Origin of the sequence: Geothrix alkalitolerans (assembly GCF_022808885.1) — a bacterium.
Classification (GTDB): domain Bacteria; phylum Acidobacteriota; class Holophagae; order Holophagales; family Holophagaceae; genus Geothrix; species Geothrix alkalitolerans.
On the sequence record NZ_JAKZLE010000003.1, the window covers coordinates 26,078 to 40,614 of the forward strand.

14 protein-coding genes are annotated in these 14,537 nt (G+C 70.4%); 9 read left to right on the top strand and 5 right to left on the bottom strand.

Going from position 1 to position 14,537, the window contains the following annotated elements:
• Positions 1 to 8: 8 nt before the first annotated feature.
• Together MLJ35_RS07895 and MLJ35_RS07900 are read left to right on the top strand one after the other, a co-directional pair.
• Positions 9 to 557 (top strand): GNAT family N-acetyltransferase, encoded by a 549-nt coding sequence (locus tag MLJ35_RS07895; protein WP_243322741.1) that lies wholly within the window; start codon positions 9 to 11, stop codon positions 555 to 557.
• Positions 558 to 587: 30 nt separating this feature from the next.
• Positions 588 to 1,037 (top strand): hypothetical protein, encoded by a 450-nt coding sequence (locus tag MLJ35_RS07900; protein ID WP_243322739.1) that lies wholly within the window; start codon positions 588 to 590, stop codon positions 1,035 to 1,037.
• 15 nt (positions 1,038 to 1,052) lie between these two features.
• Here the strand turns inward: MLJ35_RS07900 and MLJ35_RS07905 are convergent, their stop codons facing one another.
• Both MLJ35_RS07905 and MLJ35_RS07910 read right to left on the bottom strand, forming a co-directional pair.
• A complete protein-coding gene (locus MLJ35_RS07905) occupies positions 1,053 to 2,225 on the bottom strand; it encodes an energy transducer TonB (protein WP_243383870.1) in 1,173 nt (390 codons plus the stop codon).
• A gap of 48 nt (positions 2,226 to 2,273) precedes the next feature.
• Positions 2,274 to 3,134: a bifunctional 5,10-methylenetetrahydrofolate dehydrogenase/5,10-methenyltetrahydrofolate cyclohydrolase gene (locus MLJ35_RS07910; protein ID WP_243322735.1), complete on the bottom strand. Its 861-nt coding sequence runs from the start codon at positions 3,132 to 3,134 to the stop codon at positions 2,274 to 2,276.
• A 58-nt stretch (positions 3,135 to 3,192) separates the two neighbouring features.
• Between MLJ35_RS07910 and nth the strand changes: the two genes are divergently transcribed.
• Genes nth through MLJ35_RS07925 form a run of 3 tightly spaced genes read left to right on the top strand, consistent with a single transcriptional unit; the run spans position 3,193 to position 6,621 of the window.
• On the top strand, positions 3,193 to 4,728 hold the full coding sequence (nth, locus tag MLJ35_RS07915) for an endonuclease III (RefSeq protein WP_243383871.1): 1,536 nt from the start codon (positions 3,193 to 3,195) through the stop codon (positions 4,726 to 4,728).
• Between the two features lie 32 nt (positions 4,729 to 4,760).
• Positions 4,761 to 5,525 carry a TlpA disulfide reductase family protein gene (locus MLJ35_RS07920; protein ID WP_243383872.1) on the top strand — a complete coding sequence of 255 codons (765 nt, stop codon included), beginning with the start codon at positions 4,761 to 4,763 and terminating at the stop codon, positions 5,523 to 5,525.
• 55 nt (positions 5,526 to 5,580) lie between these two features.
• A complete protein-coding gene (locus MLJ35_RS07925; protein ID WP_243383873.1) occupies positions 5,581 to 6,621 on the top strand; it encodes a TlpA family protein disulfide reductase in 1,041 nt (346 codons plus the stop codon).
• A gap of 55 nt (positions 6,622 to 6,676) precedes the next feature.
• Here the strand turns inward: MLJ35_RS07925 and MLJ35_RS07930 are convergent, their stop codons facing one another.
• The 3 genes from MLJ35_RS07930 to MLJ35_RS07940 form a co-directional block, all read right to left on the bottom strand.
• Positions 6,677 to 8,419 (bottom strand): protein-disulfide reductase DsbD family protein, encoded by a 1,743-nt coding sequence (locus MLJ35_RS07930; RefSeq protein ID WP_243383874.1) that lies wholly within the window; start codon positions 8,417 to 8,419, stop codon positions 6,677 to 6,679.
• A 91-nt stretch (positions 8,420 to 8,510) separates the two neighbouring features.
• Positions 8,511 to 8,987: a bacterioferritin gene (gene bfr / locus MLJ35_RS07935; protein ID WP_243287252.1), complete on the bottom strand. Its 477-nt coding sequence runs from the start codon at positions 8,985 to 8,987 to the stop codon at positions 8,511 to 8,513.
• A 60-nt stretch (positions 8,988 to 9,047) separates the two neighbouring features.
• Positions 9,048 to 9,320 (bottom strand): (2Fe-2S)-binding protein, encoded by a 273-nt coding sequence (locus MLJ35_RS07940; protein WP_243383875.1) that lies wholly within the window; start codon positions 9,318 to 9,320, stop codon positions 9,048 to 9,050.
• A gap of 107 nt (positions 9,321 to 9,427) precedes the next feature.
• Here MLJ35_RS07940 and MLJ35_RS07945 point away from each other — a divergent pair, with 107 nt between their 5' ends.
• From MLJ35_RS07945 to MLJ35_RS07960, 4 genes are read left to right on the top strand one after another with little or no spacing between them, the layout of a single operon-like run.
• Positions 9,428 to 10,099, top strand: a complete 672-nt coding sequence (locus MLJ35_RS07945; RefSeq protein WP_243383876.1) for an HD domain-containing protein — start codon at positions 9,428 to 9,430, stop codon at positions 10,097 to 10,099.
• 49 nt (positions 10,100 to 10,148) lie between these two features.
• Positions 10,149 to 10,499, top strand: a complete 351-nt coding sequence (locus tag MLJ35_RS07950; protein ID WP_243383877.1) for a 6-pyruvoyl trahydropterin synthase family protein — start codon at positions 10,149 to 10,151, stop codon at positions 10,497 to 10,499.
• Between the two features lie 44 nt (positions 10,500 to 10,543).
• Positions 10,544 to 11,893, top strand: a complete 1,350-nt coding sequence (locus MLJ35_RS07955; RefSeq protein WP_243383878.1) for a polysaccharide deacetylase family protein — start codon at positions 10,544 to 10,546, stop codon at positions 11,891 to 11,893.
• A gap of 48 nt (positions 11,894 to 11,941) precedes the next feature.
• Positions 11,942 to 14,485, top strand: a complete 2,544-nt coding sequence (locus MLJ35_RS07960; protein ID WP_243383879.1) for an FtsK/SpoIIIE family DNA translocase — start codon at positions 11,942 to 11,944, stop codon at positions 14,483 to 14,485.
• The last annotated feature ends 52 nt before the right edge of the window (positions 14,486 to 14,537 follow it).

Sequence of the window (14,537 nt, forward strand, 5' to 3'; positions counted from 1 at the left end):
GGGTCGCGATGCCGGAGGCGATCAAGGCCGGGCGCGCCCTGGAACTGCGCCCCCTCTGCCTGCGCGACGCCCGCCCCCTGTTCGCGCTCGTGGACGCCAACCGGGACCGCCTGCGCCACTGGCTGCCCTGGCCCGACGACAACCGCAGCGTGCAGGATTCCCGCGCCTACATCCTGAGGGTGCGGGCCCAGGCGCGCGCGGGCATGGCCCTGCCCTTCGGCCTCTGGTGGAAGGGCGACCTGGTGGGCGTGGCGGGTTTCGTGTGGCTCGATCCGGCCAACCGCAGCGGAGGCATCGGCTACTGGCTGGCGCGGGAGGCCGAGGGCCACGGCCTGATGACCGCCGCCGTGTCGGCCCTGGCCCGCCACGGCTTCTACGCCCTCAAGCTCAACCGAGTGGAGATCCGCGCCGGCATCCGCAACCGCCGCAGCCGCGCCATTCCCGAGCGCCTGGGCTTCCGCCACGAGGGCACCCTGCGCCAGGCCGAGCGCCTTGTGGGCCGCTACGTGGATCATGCGGTGTACGGGATGCTGGCGGAGGAATGGCGGACCCGATAAACCGCCCGCGCGCCCGGCAGTAACCGGGACATGCGCCTCTGGATCCCCCTGCTCATCCTTTCCGCCCTCCCCCTGGGGGCCCAGACGGCCATGGTGTCGGTGGTCCGCCAGCCCAAGGCCACCGCCGCGGAGTTCACCGTTCCCATCACTGACCTCCAGGTGCGGGACCAGGGCGATTTCGCGCACCTCCACCTGGGCGTCGGCCTCGGGGCCCGGCACTGGGACGACGGCGACACCAGCCTGCGGTTCGTCATGGACGCCAACGCCACCGCCAACGCGCTGTTCGTGGGATTCGGTGCCATCGTGGAGGTGCCGCCCGGCGAGGGCGCCTTCCTCGGCCCCCGCCTCCGTGTGGGCTGGGCCTTCCACCCGTCCTGGGCCCTCAGCCTCGAAGGCGAGCACCTGGAACGCCCCTTCACCGACGGGATCACGCCCCGCCGGCGGAGCGCCCTGGGGCTGGCCCTCACCTGCCGATTCTGAGCGCCGACCCGGCCTTCAGCGGAGCCGGAAAGGCATCGTCAGGCGGAACCGCGCATACTGCGGCACCCCGTTGAGCTTGGCCGGCTCGAACCGCCAGGCCAGGGAATAGCTGATGGCGGTGAACAGCAGGGGTACCGGCCCTTCCCTCGCCTCGGCCTGGACGGGCTCACCCTGCGGATCGATGATCAGGTCCAGGACCACCGTGCCCTGAACGCGGGCCAGCTTTGCCGCGGGCGGATACGGCGGCGCGGGCGGCTGGCGCTTTACGCGGATCTGGCTGAAGTCGAAGTCCACCACGCCCCCGGCCTTTTGTGCGGGCGCGGTGGAGGCGGGAGCGGGCGCCGATGGTTTCGCGGCCGGCCTGATCTCCCGAATCGGGGCCGGAGGCGCCAAGACCTCGTCCAGGCCCTGCCTGAGCACACCGGCGACCAGATCCTGGAGGCCAGCATCGCCCTTCTGCCCAGCCACCCGGTTGAAGAAGGCGATGCGGGGCGGTTTTCCGGCCACGTTCTCGGTCAGGTCCCGGTCCTCCCAGAGCGAGCAACGCGCTCGGACCTGACAGATGGCCAGGCCCTCCGCCCGGACGACCTGGATCTGCAGCCCGAGGTGGAAGGCGTCCTGCGGTCCCGCCTCCAAGGGCGCGACCCGGGTCAGGCCGCTCCGGTCCAAGAAGCGTCCGAGCTCGGCCTCCAGCCGGTCGGCCTCGAGAACGGCCGGTCCGTCCGTCGAGTTCTGCGCCACCTCCACCACCACCTTGGATGGCGGCGCCGAGGGGTGGGGCGCGCCTGGCGCAGCGTCGAGGTGGAAGGGTACCCGCAGGTCACATCGCACCCGCAGGGGTGTCCCGTCGATGACGACGGGCTGGAAGGTCCAGGCTTGCAGATAGGCCGCCGCGGCCTCGCGAAGCAGCCTGGGGCCCTCCAGGGCCTCGGCCCGCTCCACCCAACCGGAGCGCGAGATGGTCAGCCGCAGCAGAACCTCACCTTCCAGGTTCGCAAAGCGGGCCAGGGGAGGGTACGGGGGCGAATCAGCCCGTTTCCGGACCACCAGACGCTGGAAGTCGTAGGGCACCGGGTCCGAAGTCGCGGCGGGAGGTGCCACCAGGGTGCCCGGACCGGCCGGCGCAGGCTGGGCCAGGGCCGGGAGAAAGGGGCTGAGACAGGCCAGGAGACCGGCGGCGGGGCGCATGGGAACCTCGGGAACGTCGGGCCAATGTAGGGGGGGCTCGGCGGAGGCCTACTCCACGCCCGCCGCGTAGGTGAGGTTCAGCAGGGCCATGGCGCGGGTGACCTTGCCCACGCTGTTCTTCGTGGTGTCGGTGTAGAGAATGCCGCGGCGCTCCAGGGCCTCGTAGTCGAAATTGCCGTCACCGCTGAGGTCGAAGCAGAGGGCGCCGTCCTTGATCCAGTCCGTGCGGATCTGGTATCCGGGGGCTGGAACGGCGCTCACGATGACGTCGGCCATGCGGACGAAGCCCTCCAGGTGCGTGGGGTTGGTGGCGGCGTGGCAGAGGATGGGCGTGCCCTTGAGGTTGGCCACCATGGCCGTGAGGGGCCGGCCGATGCGGAGGCTGTCGTTGATGACGAGGACGGTCTTCCCCGCCATCCAGCCGTCGCCGAAGCCCCGCTTGAGCGTCTTCACGATGGCCCGGGCGGTGCAGGGCGTCATGCAGCGGTGCTGGGAGCCGTCGTCCAGGCGCTTCCGGTACTTGGTCAGGAACCCGATGTTGATGGCGTGGAGGCCCTCGATGTCCTTGCCCGGATCCACCAGGTCCATGACCTCGTCATCCTTGATCTCGGGGTAGCGCAGGGGATAGAAGATGAACACGCCGTGGGTCTTGTCGTCCTGGTTGAGGCGGGCGATGAGCTTCACGAGCTGCATGCCGTTCTCCACGCGCAGGTCGGCGGCGTTGATGCCCAGGTCCTCGCAGTCCTTCATGAGCCAGCGCTGGTAGGTGACGCTGCCGGGGTCGCTGCTCCCGAGGATCACGCCGAGGCCCGGGGAGAAGCCGAGCTTCTTCACGTTCAAGCGCACCAGGTCCAGGTAGTGCCGGGCGGTCTCCTGGCAGTCGAGCTTCCCCGTGAGCGTGGTGGGCATGCGGCACCTCGCCTTCCAGTTTATCCACCCGGCGGGCCGGGCACCCTATCCTGGTCCCATGCGCTCCTCCAAGCCTCAGCTCCGCGAGATCCAGGCCCGGCTGCGCGCCGCCTACCCAGACGCTCGCTGCGCCCTGGACCACCGGGACCCCTTCCAGCTGGTGGTGGCCACCATCCTCAGCGCCCAGTGCACGGACGCCCGGGTGAACCTCACCACGCCAGCCCTCTTCGCCCGCTACCCCAATGCGGCCAGCCTGGCGGCGGCCCGCACGGAGGAACTGGAAGCCCTCATCAAGTCCACGGGCTTCTTCCGCAACAAGGCGAAGAACCTCATCGGACTCGGACAGGCGCTGATGGCGAAGCACGGCGGATGCGTGCCTTCGGACCCGGCGGAGCTGGGCGCCCTGCCCGGCGTGGGCCAGAAGACCGCCAATGTCGTCCTGGCCAACGCCTTCGGCGTGCCGGCCCTGGCCGTGGACACCCACATCTTCCGCGTGGGGCGCCGCCTGGGCCTCTCGAAGGCCGCGACCCCCGAGAAGGTGGAGGCGGACCTCTGCCGCCTCTTCCCCCGGGAGGACTGGATCGAGCTGCACCACCAGCTCATCTTCCACGGCCGCCGCACCTGCGACGCCCGCCGCCCCGCCTGTGCCGCCTGCCCGTTGCTGGACCTCTGCCCCACGGGGCTGGGGCAGATCAAGGATCCGCACCTGGGGGTGAGGCTGACGGTAGATCCTGGGCCGAGCGCGCTGCGCCCTGCGGTGCCCCTGCCCCGATCAAGAGGCGCCAGGCAGGATCATCAGGCTCTGCCTGAAGATCCTGCGGGGCCCCGGGGGGACATCGCGAGCGAGGCGAGCAGGCGGTCCCCCCGGAGCCTGTCAGGCCCCCAGCGCATCGTCAGCCTCGTCCCGTCGGTCACGGAGCTGCTCGTCCAGTGGGGCCTGGCGGCGCGGCTGGCGGGGCGCACGCGGTACTGCATCGAGCCGCGGTGGATCCGAAACACGGTGCCGGCCGTGGGCGGCACCAAGAACCCGGACCTGGACCGCATCCGCGACCTGGCGCCGGACCTGGTGATCCTCGAGCGCGACGAGAACCCGAAGGAGGTGGCCGACGCCCTCACGGCCCTGGACATCCCCTGGCTGGCCCTGGAGATCCGGACGGTGAAGGACTGCGTGCGCGCCTTGCGCCAGCTGGGGGAGCGCCTCGGCGCCGTCGAGGTCGCTGAATCCCGCGCCTCGGCGCTGGAGGCCACCCTGAAGGGACGCCGCCGCAAGGGTCCCCGCACCCTCGCCCTCATCTGGAAGGATCCCTGGATGAGCGCCGGGCCCGACACCTACGTGGGCGATCTCCTCCGGACGGGGGGCCTGACGCCCCTCGGCCCGGACCGCTACCCGACGCTGACCGACGACGATCTGGCGGCCCTCTCGCCCGAGCTGATCCTCCTCCCCACCGAGCCCTACCGCTTCAACCGGCGCCATCAGGCCGAGCTGCAGCGGCGCTTCCCGGACGCGGAGGTGCGCGTGGTGGATGGCCAGGCCCTCACCTGGTACCTCAGCCGGACGGAGCTGGGCCTCGACCTGGTGCGGAGCTTCCGATAGGGTGGTGGGCAATCCCCACCGAGAGGTGTCCCGTGTCGCGTCCTCCGCTGTGCAGCCTTCTCCTGGCCCTCTCCGGCCTCGCCCTGGGGGCCCAGGGCATCTTCAACAACGCCAACAGCCCCAGCGACCCCACCTGCCCGAGGATCATGCAGGAAAAGACGGAATTGAACGACAAGAGCCAGTACGGTCCCAACGGGGCGGACGCCTCCGCGGTCCGCTACTCCCAGCGTGGGGATCAGTTCTTCCCTCCGGCGGCCCGGAAGGATGTCTCCGCCTTCACCGCCTACGACGAGAAGAGCAAGGGCATCTCCATCGCCAGCCTCAAGGGCAAGGTGGTGCTGGTGGGCCTCTGGAGCAAGAACTGCGATCCCTCCGCCAAGATGCTCCAGGAATTCGCCAGCCTCTATCCCAAGAAGGGTCAGTACGGTTTCGAGATCCTGGCGATCAATTTCGATGAGAACCAGCAGGACAGCGGCATTGAGGGCGGCTGGCGGGCCATCCACAAGTTCATGAACCGGAACCGCCAGTTCTTCGAGAGCAGCCACATGCCCGTCTTCACGCCGGGCCTCGGCAAGGAGGGTCCGTCCAACTTCATGGACATGGTCTATTCCGTGCCCGTGCTGTTCGTGGTGGACCGCCAGGGGAAGCTGGCCGAACTGCACATCGGCTACCATGACGGCTTCGTGGGCCAGGCCGTGATGCGGGCCCTGCGGGAGCGGACGCCCGCCCCGGCGCCAGCCCCGGCGCCAACCCCGGCACCCGCCCTGGCCGAACCCGCCAAACCTGCCCAGCCCTGACCTCATCTATTGAGGTAACCTGTCCGGCGAGGCTGCCCGCCCCGCCGGAGGATCCATGCCCTTGCCCCTGATCTGCCTCATGACGGCCCTGCCTGCCCTGCAGGCTCCCGCCCCTGCCCCGGCCCCCCAGGCCGTGATCGAGGCGGCCAAGGCGAAGGCCAAGGCCGTGATGGAGGCCCGGGCCGCCTTCATGAAGGCCGGGGGCAACACCAAGGACTTCCGTGGCGACTGCGCCAAGGAGCTGGCGGACCTGGACGCGCGCCTGGCGGTCGAAAAAGCCCCGGAGCTGCGCCAGGCCCTGCTGGTGAGCAAGCTGTTCCACCTCCAGCTGGCCAAGGCCGAGCCTGCCCCGGCCTTCCTGGCCCAGCTGAAGCAGGAGGTGCCGCCCACCGCCGCCGCCTGGAGCCTGGACCCGGGCCTGCTCACCGCCCGCGCCGAAGCTGACCCCAAGGGCTGGGACGCCTACGTGGCCGAGGCCCGGACGAAGCACGCCGACGCGGACCTCCGGCGCACCCTGCTCTTCGAGCACTTCTGGGAGCGCCTGGACGCCAAGGACGAGGCCGCCTGGAAGCCCGCCTACGAGACCCTGCAGAAGGACTTCGCCGGCAGCCGCCAGGCCAAGCAGGCCCAGGGCATCCTCGAGGGCGAGCTGAAGACCGGCCTGGGGCGCCCGGCGCCGGCCTTCCACCTCCAGGCCCTGGGCGATCCGACGACCACCTACACGCTGGACACCTTCAAGGGCAAGTACGTGCTCATCGACTTCTGGGCCACCTGGTGCCCGCCCTGCCGCGCCGAGATGCCCTCCATGCACGCCGCCTGGGCCAGGTTCAAGACGAAGCCCTTCGAGATCCTCTCGCTCTCCTTCGACCGCCGCGTCGAGCACATCGCGCCCTTCCGGAAGCAGGCCGCCACACCCATGCCCTGGAAGCACGCCTTCATCGAGGGCGGCTTCCAGAACCCCGTGGCCGACGCCTACGGCGTGAAGGGCATCCCCAAGCCCCTGCTCGTCGGACCCGACGGCAAGATCGTCGCCAGCGGCGCCCAGCTGCGGGGCGAGAACCTGGAGAAGACGCTGGAGACGTTCCTGGGGAAGTAGCACGCGCTTAACCGGCAGCGTGAATTCAGAAAGGGCCCGCGTTCGCGGGCCCTCGTCATTTGCCTTCCAGCCACGCCCTCATGCTCTCGGGCTTCTGGAAGCCGAGGATGCGACGCAGCTCCCTGCCGTCCGCGTCCAGCAGGAGGACCGTCGGGTAGCTGCGGATCTGGAGCTTGGCGGCCAGGTCCTTGCGCTTGGCGTCGGTGTCGATGCGGATGGGCACAGCGTTCTGGGCCATCCACTGCTTCACGGAGGCGTCGGGCCAGGTCTTCTCGTCCAGCTCCTTGCACTGGGCGCACCACTCGGCGTAGATGTCCACCAGCACGAGCTTCTTTTCGGCCCTGGCCTTGGCCAGTGCGCCTTCCAGGTCCTGCTCCATCCAGCCGGCGTGTTCGTCTGCCACGGCCGCCGCGCCGCCCTTGGGCAGCAGGTCCACCTTCAGGTAGGTCTCCACCGTTCGAACGCCCAGCAACAGGGTCAGGACCAGCATCAGGAGGGCGAAGCCCTTGCGGAGCTGGCCCACCAGGCCCGCGGCGGCCTCGAAGGCGCCGAAGACGGCCGCGCCCGCCAGCATCACGATGGTCCACATGGCGAAGTTCGCCCAGTCCGGCACCACGAGCCGCACGTTCCAGGCCGCGAAGCCCAGCACCACCAGGCCCATGCCCTGCTTGAACCGCGTGAGCCAGTCGCCGCTCTTGGGCAGGGCCGCCGAGAAGGTGCCCACGGCCAGGAACAGCACGCCCATGCCCAGGGCGAAGACGAAGAGCTGGAGCCCGCCCATGAAGACATCGCCCCGCTGGGCAATGCCCACCAGCACCGCGCCGATGACGGGGCCCACGCAGGGCGCCGACAGGGGTCCCAGCACGAGGCCCATGAGGAAAGCCCCGCCGAAGCCCTTGCGGGAGCCGTCACCCTGCAGCTTCAGGGCGAGCCCCTGGGGCAGGGCGATCTCGAAGGCCCCGAAGAGGGAGAGCGCGAAGGCCGCGAAGAGCAGGGACACCGGAATGAGGAAGGCAGGCTTCTGCGCGAAGGCCCCGAAGGCCGCACCGCTGCGCGCGGCCAGCACGCCCAGCGTGGTGTAGGTGACCGCCATGCCCAGCACCAGCATGGCAGACAGCGCGAAGCCCCTGGCCTTGCCGCTGCCCTTGGCTCCCACGATGGCCATGGTGATGGGGATCATCGGGTACACGCAGGGCGTGAGCGAGGCCCCCATGCCCGCCAGGAAGACCAGGAGCAGCGACCAGAACAGGCCCGAGTGCTCGGGGACAGGCGCAGGCGCAGCCGCCTGCGCCGTGGGAGAAGGCGAAGCCGCAGGGGTCGCCGGCTCTGCCGTTTTTTCCACCGGAGAAACCGCAGGTTTCTCTGCCGGCACGGCCGCGGGCGCGGCAGTCGGAATCTCGGACGCCCTCACATCCAGCACCCGAGTGGTCGGCGGGAAGCAGACGCCGCCCTCGCCCTCGGTGCAGGGCTGGTAGGTCACTTCCAGTTTCACGGTGCCGCTGAGGCTCTCGCCGCGCAGGGGGATGCGCACCGTGCCATGCCACACGCCGTCGCCGATCTCGTCCTGGGCGTCCGTGGCGGGCAGGGGACCCACCTTCAGCGTTCCGGCGCCGCCCTTCTTCGCCACCTCCATGAACGAGGCCTTCAGGTGGGCGCCCGGCGGCACCGTGAGCACCACGGCTCCCTTCTGGAAGGCCAGGCTCACGCTCTTGATCGCATCGAAGGAGGGATCGGCCTTCTGGGCCCAGGCGGTCGCCGCCAGCAGAACGGAGCAGAACAGGGACTTCAGGAACCGCATGGGCACTCCAGGCGTGCCTCGGGGCACCCTCCATGATCCCCTGGGCGGACCGCCCTCCGCCAGCGGCCACTGCGATGGCAGGGGCCGGCGGTCAGGACAGGCCGCCCGCGGCCCGCTGGACGAAGTTCTGGAGGCCCATCTGCCCGATGAGGTCGAGCTGGGTTTCCAGCCAGTCCACGTGTTCCTCCTCGCTCTCAAGGATGTCCTGGGCCAAGTCGCGGCTCACGTAGTCGCGGATGCCTTCCGCATAGGCGATGGTCTCGCGCAGGTCCTTCATGGCGTCCATCTCCAGGGCCAGGTCCCCCTCCAGCACCTCCTTGGGATTCTGGCCGATGCGCAGCTTGTGCAGGTCCTGCATGCTGGGCAGGCCCTCCAGGAAGAGGATCCGCTCGATGAGACGGTCGGCGTGCTTCATCTCGTCGATGGATTCCCGGTACTCGTGCTCCCCCAGTTCCTTCAGGCCCCAGTTGCGGCACATGCGGGCGTGGAGGAAGTACTGGTTGATGGCCGTGAGTTCGTTGCGGAGGAGCCGGTTCAGGTGCTGGATGAGGGTCGCATCGCCTTGCATGGGGCCTCCCCTGGAAAGGCCCTCACCATAGCCACCTTTGCCGGTTCCTCACAACTCGTTTCAGCTGGCCTTGGCGATCTCGCCCGGTACGCCCCAGACCGGGCGGCAGCGTCCCCGGCAGCCCCAGGGCGTCGCGAGCGGATCCAGGGCCACCCCCACCGGCTCCCCGGCCCGGATGGCCAGGACCGCCTCGGCCATGGCTCCCAGACAGCGGCCGCAGTCCGGCTTGGCCTCCAGGACCTCGAAGACCGCCTTCACCGACGCCGCGCCGCGCTCCCGCACGGCCCAGGCGACCTGGTCTTCCGTGATGGCGTTGCAGATGCAGAGATACATGCCCGGCCTCAGGAATCCATTCTAATCAAAAGAGAAGGAGTCTCAATATTGAAATGTGTGATCTGCGCCACAATCCCCGCCCACGGTCGCTGGATTAGGCTGGAACCATGACGTCGAGCCCCGCCTTCCCCTGGTCCGCGCCCCTGCTGGCGCGCCTTCGGGCCCACCTGGCCGCCGAGCCCTTCCCCCGGGATGCCGCCCACGACCTGGGCCACATCCTGCGGGTGGCGCGCCTGGCGGGCGTCCTGGCCACCGAGGAGGGCGCGGATGTAGAGGTCTGCGTGGCCGCCGCCCTGCTCCACGACCTGGTCTACCGCCCCAAGAACCACCCGGAGTCGCCGCTCACCGCCCGCATGGCGGCGGAGCTGGTGCCCCAGTGGTGCCGGGAGACGCCGGGATTGGAGCCGAAGGCAGAGGCCATCGCCGCCGCCGTGGCCACCCACAGCTGGAGCGGGGGCGAGTCTCCCGGCAGCCTGGAGGCCGCCGTGCTGCAGGACGCCGACCGCCTGGAGGCCCTGGGCGCCATCGGCATCGCCCGGGTCTTCGCCACGGGCGCCAGCTTTGGGGCCGGCCTCTGGCACCCGGAGGACCCCTGGGCCGAGGGCCGCGACCTGGATGACAAGGCCTGGAGCCTGGACCACTTCGAGCGGAAGCTCCTTAAGCTCGCCGCCGGCATGACCACCGCCGCGGGGCGCCGCCGCGCCGGGGCCCGCCAGGCGGTCATGACCGCCTACCTGACCGCGCTCCGCGCGGAGCTGGGGCCGACGGCCGAGCCCTGATCGCCGTTCCTCATGTCCGCAGTTCCATGGCCGATAGCTATACTCAGCCATGCCTTTCACCCTCTCTCTCCGACGCCCCTTCGTGGCCGATCATTTCCACAACCTTCCTGGATTCCAGGAGGATCGGCACGGGCACAACTGGGAAGTCGAGGCCACGGTCGAGCTGGTCTCCGAAGCGGACGAGGCGGCCTTCGCCAAGGCCCTGGATGCCTGGCTGGAAGCCGTGGACTACCACCTGCTGAACACCCTGTCCCCGCTGGATGGGCGGAACCCCACCGCCGAGGCCCTGGCCGAGTGGGCCTTCGAGCATCTGCGGGAGGCGGACCTGCATCCGCACAGCGTGAAAATCCGGGAAAAGGCCAACTACTGGGCGCTCTGCCGGGGAGACGCCACGTCATGAGACCCGCCCGCAGGTCAGGTCCGGGCCCGAGTCTGCGGATGGGCATGTGCACGGGCCTGGGCTCGGGGCTCTTCCTGGGCCTGTTCCTGGCCTTGACGGGCTGCGGGCGCCAGGCGGCCCGGGAGGCGGCTTCGCGGCCCGCTCCCCCGCCCAGGCCCGCCACCTCGGCCCGGAAGGACTGGTCCTGGCGCCCGGTGGGGGGGCTGGCCATCCTGGAAGGCGAGCTGGCCTCACCCGCGGAGCTGGTGCTGGAGGGGCGCTCCATCCGGGAGGCCCGCTTCGCCGAAGCCGGCCCCGTGCGCTGGGAGCTGTTCCGCCCCCCCGTAGGCGAGACCGCCCTGCTGCGCACCGCCTCCGGCCAGATCCTGGCCCGCTTCGAGTTCGTGCTGCCTCCGCCGGCCAGGGTCGCGCCCCCGAAACCCAGCACCCGCGCTGCTTCCAGGGTCCCGTCGAAGGCGCCGCATGCCGACCCGCCGGCCCGGGCCGAGGTGGGCCCCGCCATCGTGCCCGCCCGGCCTCCGAAAGCCTTGCCCGGATTGCCCGCCGTGGCCCCGGATCGGGTCACTCCCCTCCCGAGCCCCGCTCCGTTCCTTCTCCCCCGCGCCGCGGCGCCGGCCCCGGGGCCAGGCCCCTGGCCCGGGATGGGCGAGGCGCTCAACCTCACCCGCGGCCCCGGGGGACAGAAGCGGCTGCTCCTCAGCTTCGATGGCGGCTCCAATGCCGAGGTCGCCACCGAGATCCTCGACGCCCTGAAGGCCCGGGGCGTGCGCACCACCATCTTCCTCACGGGCGCCTTCATCCAGCACTTCCCGGCCCTGGTGAAGCGCATGGCGGCAGAAGGGCACGAGCTGGGCAACCACACCATGAACCATCCCCACTTCGCGCCGGGCATGAAGCGCGATCCCAAGTGGACCAAGGAGCGGGTGCAGCGGGAACTCCTGGAGGCCGATGCGGCCCTGGTGCGCCTCCTCGGCCGCCCCATGGATCCCTACTGGCGGGCGCCCTATGGCGAACAGACCGCCGAGATCCGCCGGTGGGCCGAGGAACTGGGCTACCGCCACGTGGGCTGGAGCGAAGGCGCGGACACCCTGGACTGGGCGACACCGAAGGAGCGCCGCCTGTACCGCAGCGGCGATGCCATCCTCCAGCGCCTCAGGCAGCGCCTGGACCGCGATGGCGACGGCCTCATCGTGCTCATGCACCTGGGCTCGGAGCGGGCCGAGAAGGACCGGCCCTCCGCGGGGCTGGGGGCCTTCATGGACCGCGCGCGACGGGAAGGCTGGGCCTTCGTGCCGGCCAGCGCTTTCCTGCACGACCTTGGCAAGCCCGCCTGGAACCCGCAGCTGCGCCTGGCCTTCCTGCAATCCCCAACTCCAGCGCCCCAGTCCCGCTGAGCGCCGCGCCCCTGGGCTACACTGAAGCCCAGTCACCTTGGAGGCGCGTTGCAGGGGATCGGCCGTTGGATGCTGAGGGCAGGACTGGGCTTCGTGGCCCTGGTGCTGCTGCTCTCGCTGGCCAGCTTCCATCCTCTGGACCCGCACCCCTTCACGCAGGGCGCCGCCGTGGCGGGCGTGCAGAACCTCTGCGGCACCGTCGGGGCCACCATCGCGGGTCTGCTCCAGACCCTCATGGGCATGGGCGCCTGGATCGTCCCGCCCTACCTGCTCTGGGAAGCCTGGCCCCGGGAGGAGCACCGCTGGCCCGGCCGCCTGGCCTGGCTGGGTCTGGCCCTGGCGGTCTGGACGGCCCTCGGCGCCTTCGGCAGCCGGTCCTGGCCGGGCCTCGATGGCGTAGGCACCGTGGAGATCCGCTGGGGCGGCTGGCTGGGAAGCACCCTGTGGCCCGCCCAGCGTCACCTCCTGGGGCCTGTCGGACTGCCCCTCTTCCTGGCCCTGGTGATGCTCACCTGCGCCCTCGTCCTGGCCCCCTCCGTGACGCGCGGCATCGGCAGGCTGCTGCACCGCTGGCTGGGCGAGACCGCCTGGCCCTGGGTGAAGCCCATGCCGGCGAAGGGTTTCCAGGGTTTCCTCGGCATGGTGAAGCGGCCCTTCCTCCGCGGCCGCAACCCGGACCAGCCGGACCTGGACGCGGCGGATGGCGCGGCCCTGCTGGCCCTGGCCCAGCGCCAGGAGGCCCTGGAGGCCCAGCGAGAGGCCCTCCTGAAGGCCGAGTTGGAGACGGCAGAGGTCCGCAGGAAGCAGCCCCTCGTCCGCGCCGAGGACCTGCTTCCGCCCATTCAGTCCATCAACCTCGATGCCACCCAGACCCTGATCGACGCGCAGCCGCTCCCCACCTCCGCACCGACGCCCCCCCTGCCCGCCGACGCCCCCTTCCGGGCCAAGCTGCTCGCCGAGGCCCCGCCGCCGCCCAAGCCGAAGGCCACCGTGGCCAAGGTCCAGGTGGCCAAGGACCGCTTCGGGCGGGAGATCGTCCAGCCCCCGCTGCCCCTCACGGAGCCCACCCCGGCGCGCCCCCTGCCCGCCCCGCCGCCCGATCCGGAACCGGGCCCGGCCTCCCGGGAGACCCTGCCCCCGCGCCGGCTCTTCGATCCTCCCGGACAGCACGCGAAGGCTGACCTCGCGGCGCTGGAGTCCATCAAGGAAGTCATTGGACAGAAACTGTCCGAATTCAAGATCAAGGGCGCCGTTACCGGCATGCAGCCCGGCCCCGTGGTCACGGTGTTCGAGTTCCAGCCCGATCCCGGCATCCCCCTGTCCCGCATCCTGGGCATGGAGGAGGATCTCGCCCTGGCCCTGCAGGCTGAAGCTGTGCGCATGGACCGCATTCCGGGCAAGAACCTGGTGGGCATCGAGGTGCCCAACCCCAAGCGGGAGATCATCACCTTCCGCGAGGTCATCGACAGCCCCTCGTTCCGCGACGCGCCGGGGCTGCTTCAGCTGGCACTCGGCAAGGACATCGCGGGCAAGCCCGTGGTGGCCGACCTCAACAAGATGCCCCACCTGCTCATCGGCGGCAGCACCGGCAGCGGCAAGAGCGTGGGCGTGAACGCCATGATCTGCTCCTGCCTCGTGCGCGCCCTGCCCGACGAGGTGAAGCTCATCCTCGTGGACCCGAAGATGGTGGAGCTGGGCGTCTACGAGGACATCCCGCACCTGTGGGCGCCGGTAGTCACGGACATGAAGGAGGCGGGCCGCGTGCTGAAGTGGGTGGTGGCCCAGATGGAGGACCGCTACCGCCGCCTGGCCCTGCTCAGCGTGCGCGACCTCAAGGGCTTCAACACCAAGATCGCCGACGCCGGCGGAAGCCTGGACATCTCCGAGCGCACGCCCAATCCGCGCTGGCCGGACCGGCCCGCGGTGCTGGACCCCATGCCGCACGTGGTGGTGGTCATCGACGAGCTGGCGGACCTCATGATGGTGGCCCGCAGCGAGGTGGAGGACAGCATCGCCCGCATCGCCCAGAAGGCCCGCGCCGTGGGCATCCACCTCATCCTCGCCACCCAGCGGCCCTCGGTGGACGTGGTCACGGGCGTCATCAAGGCCAACCTGCCCAGCCGCCTCAGCTACCGCGTGCGCACCAAGATCGACAGCCGCACCATCCTGGATTCCGGCGGCGGCGAGCAGCTGCTGGGCGCCGGCGACGCGCTGTTCCTCCCCAACGGCGCCAGCCATCCCCGGCGCATCCACGCCCCCTTCCTCACGGAGGACGAGACCCTGCGCCTCGTCACCTGGCTGCGGGAGCGCGGCCGGCCCGACTACAACCAGTCCCTCGTCAGCGCCATGGAGACCGAGGAGGAGACCGCCCTCTTCGACGAGGCGGAGATGGGCGGCGGCGACGACATCTACGTCCGGGCCCTCGCCGTGGTGAAGCGGGAGCGCAAGGCCAGCACCAGCCTCCTCCAGCGCAAGCTCAACCTCGGCTACGGCCGCGCCGCGCGCCTCATCGACCGCATGGAGGAGGAAGGCATCGTCGGGCCCGACCGCGGCGCGGGGAAACCGCGCGAAGTGCTGGTCGAGGCGGAGTGAGTCTCAGACGATATCGTTAATCGATTCATAACCATATCAACATAATTCAATC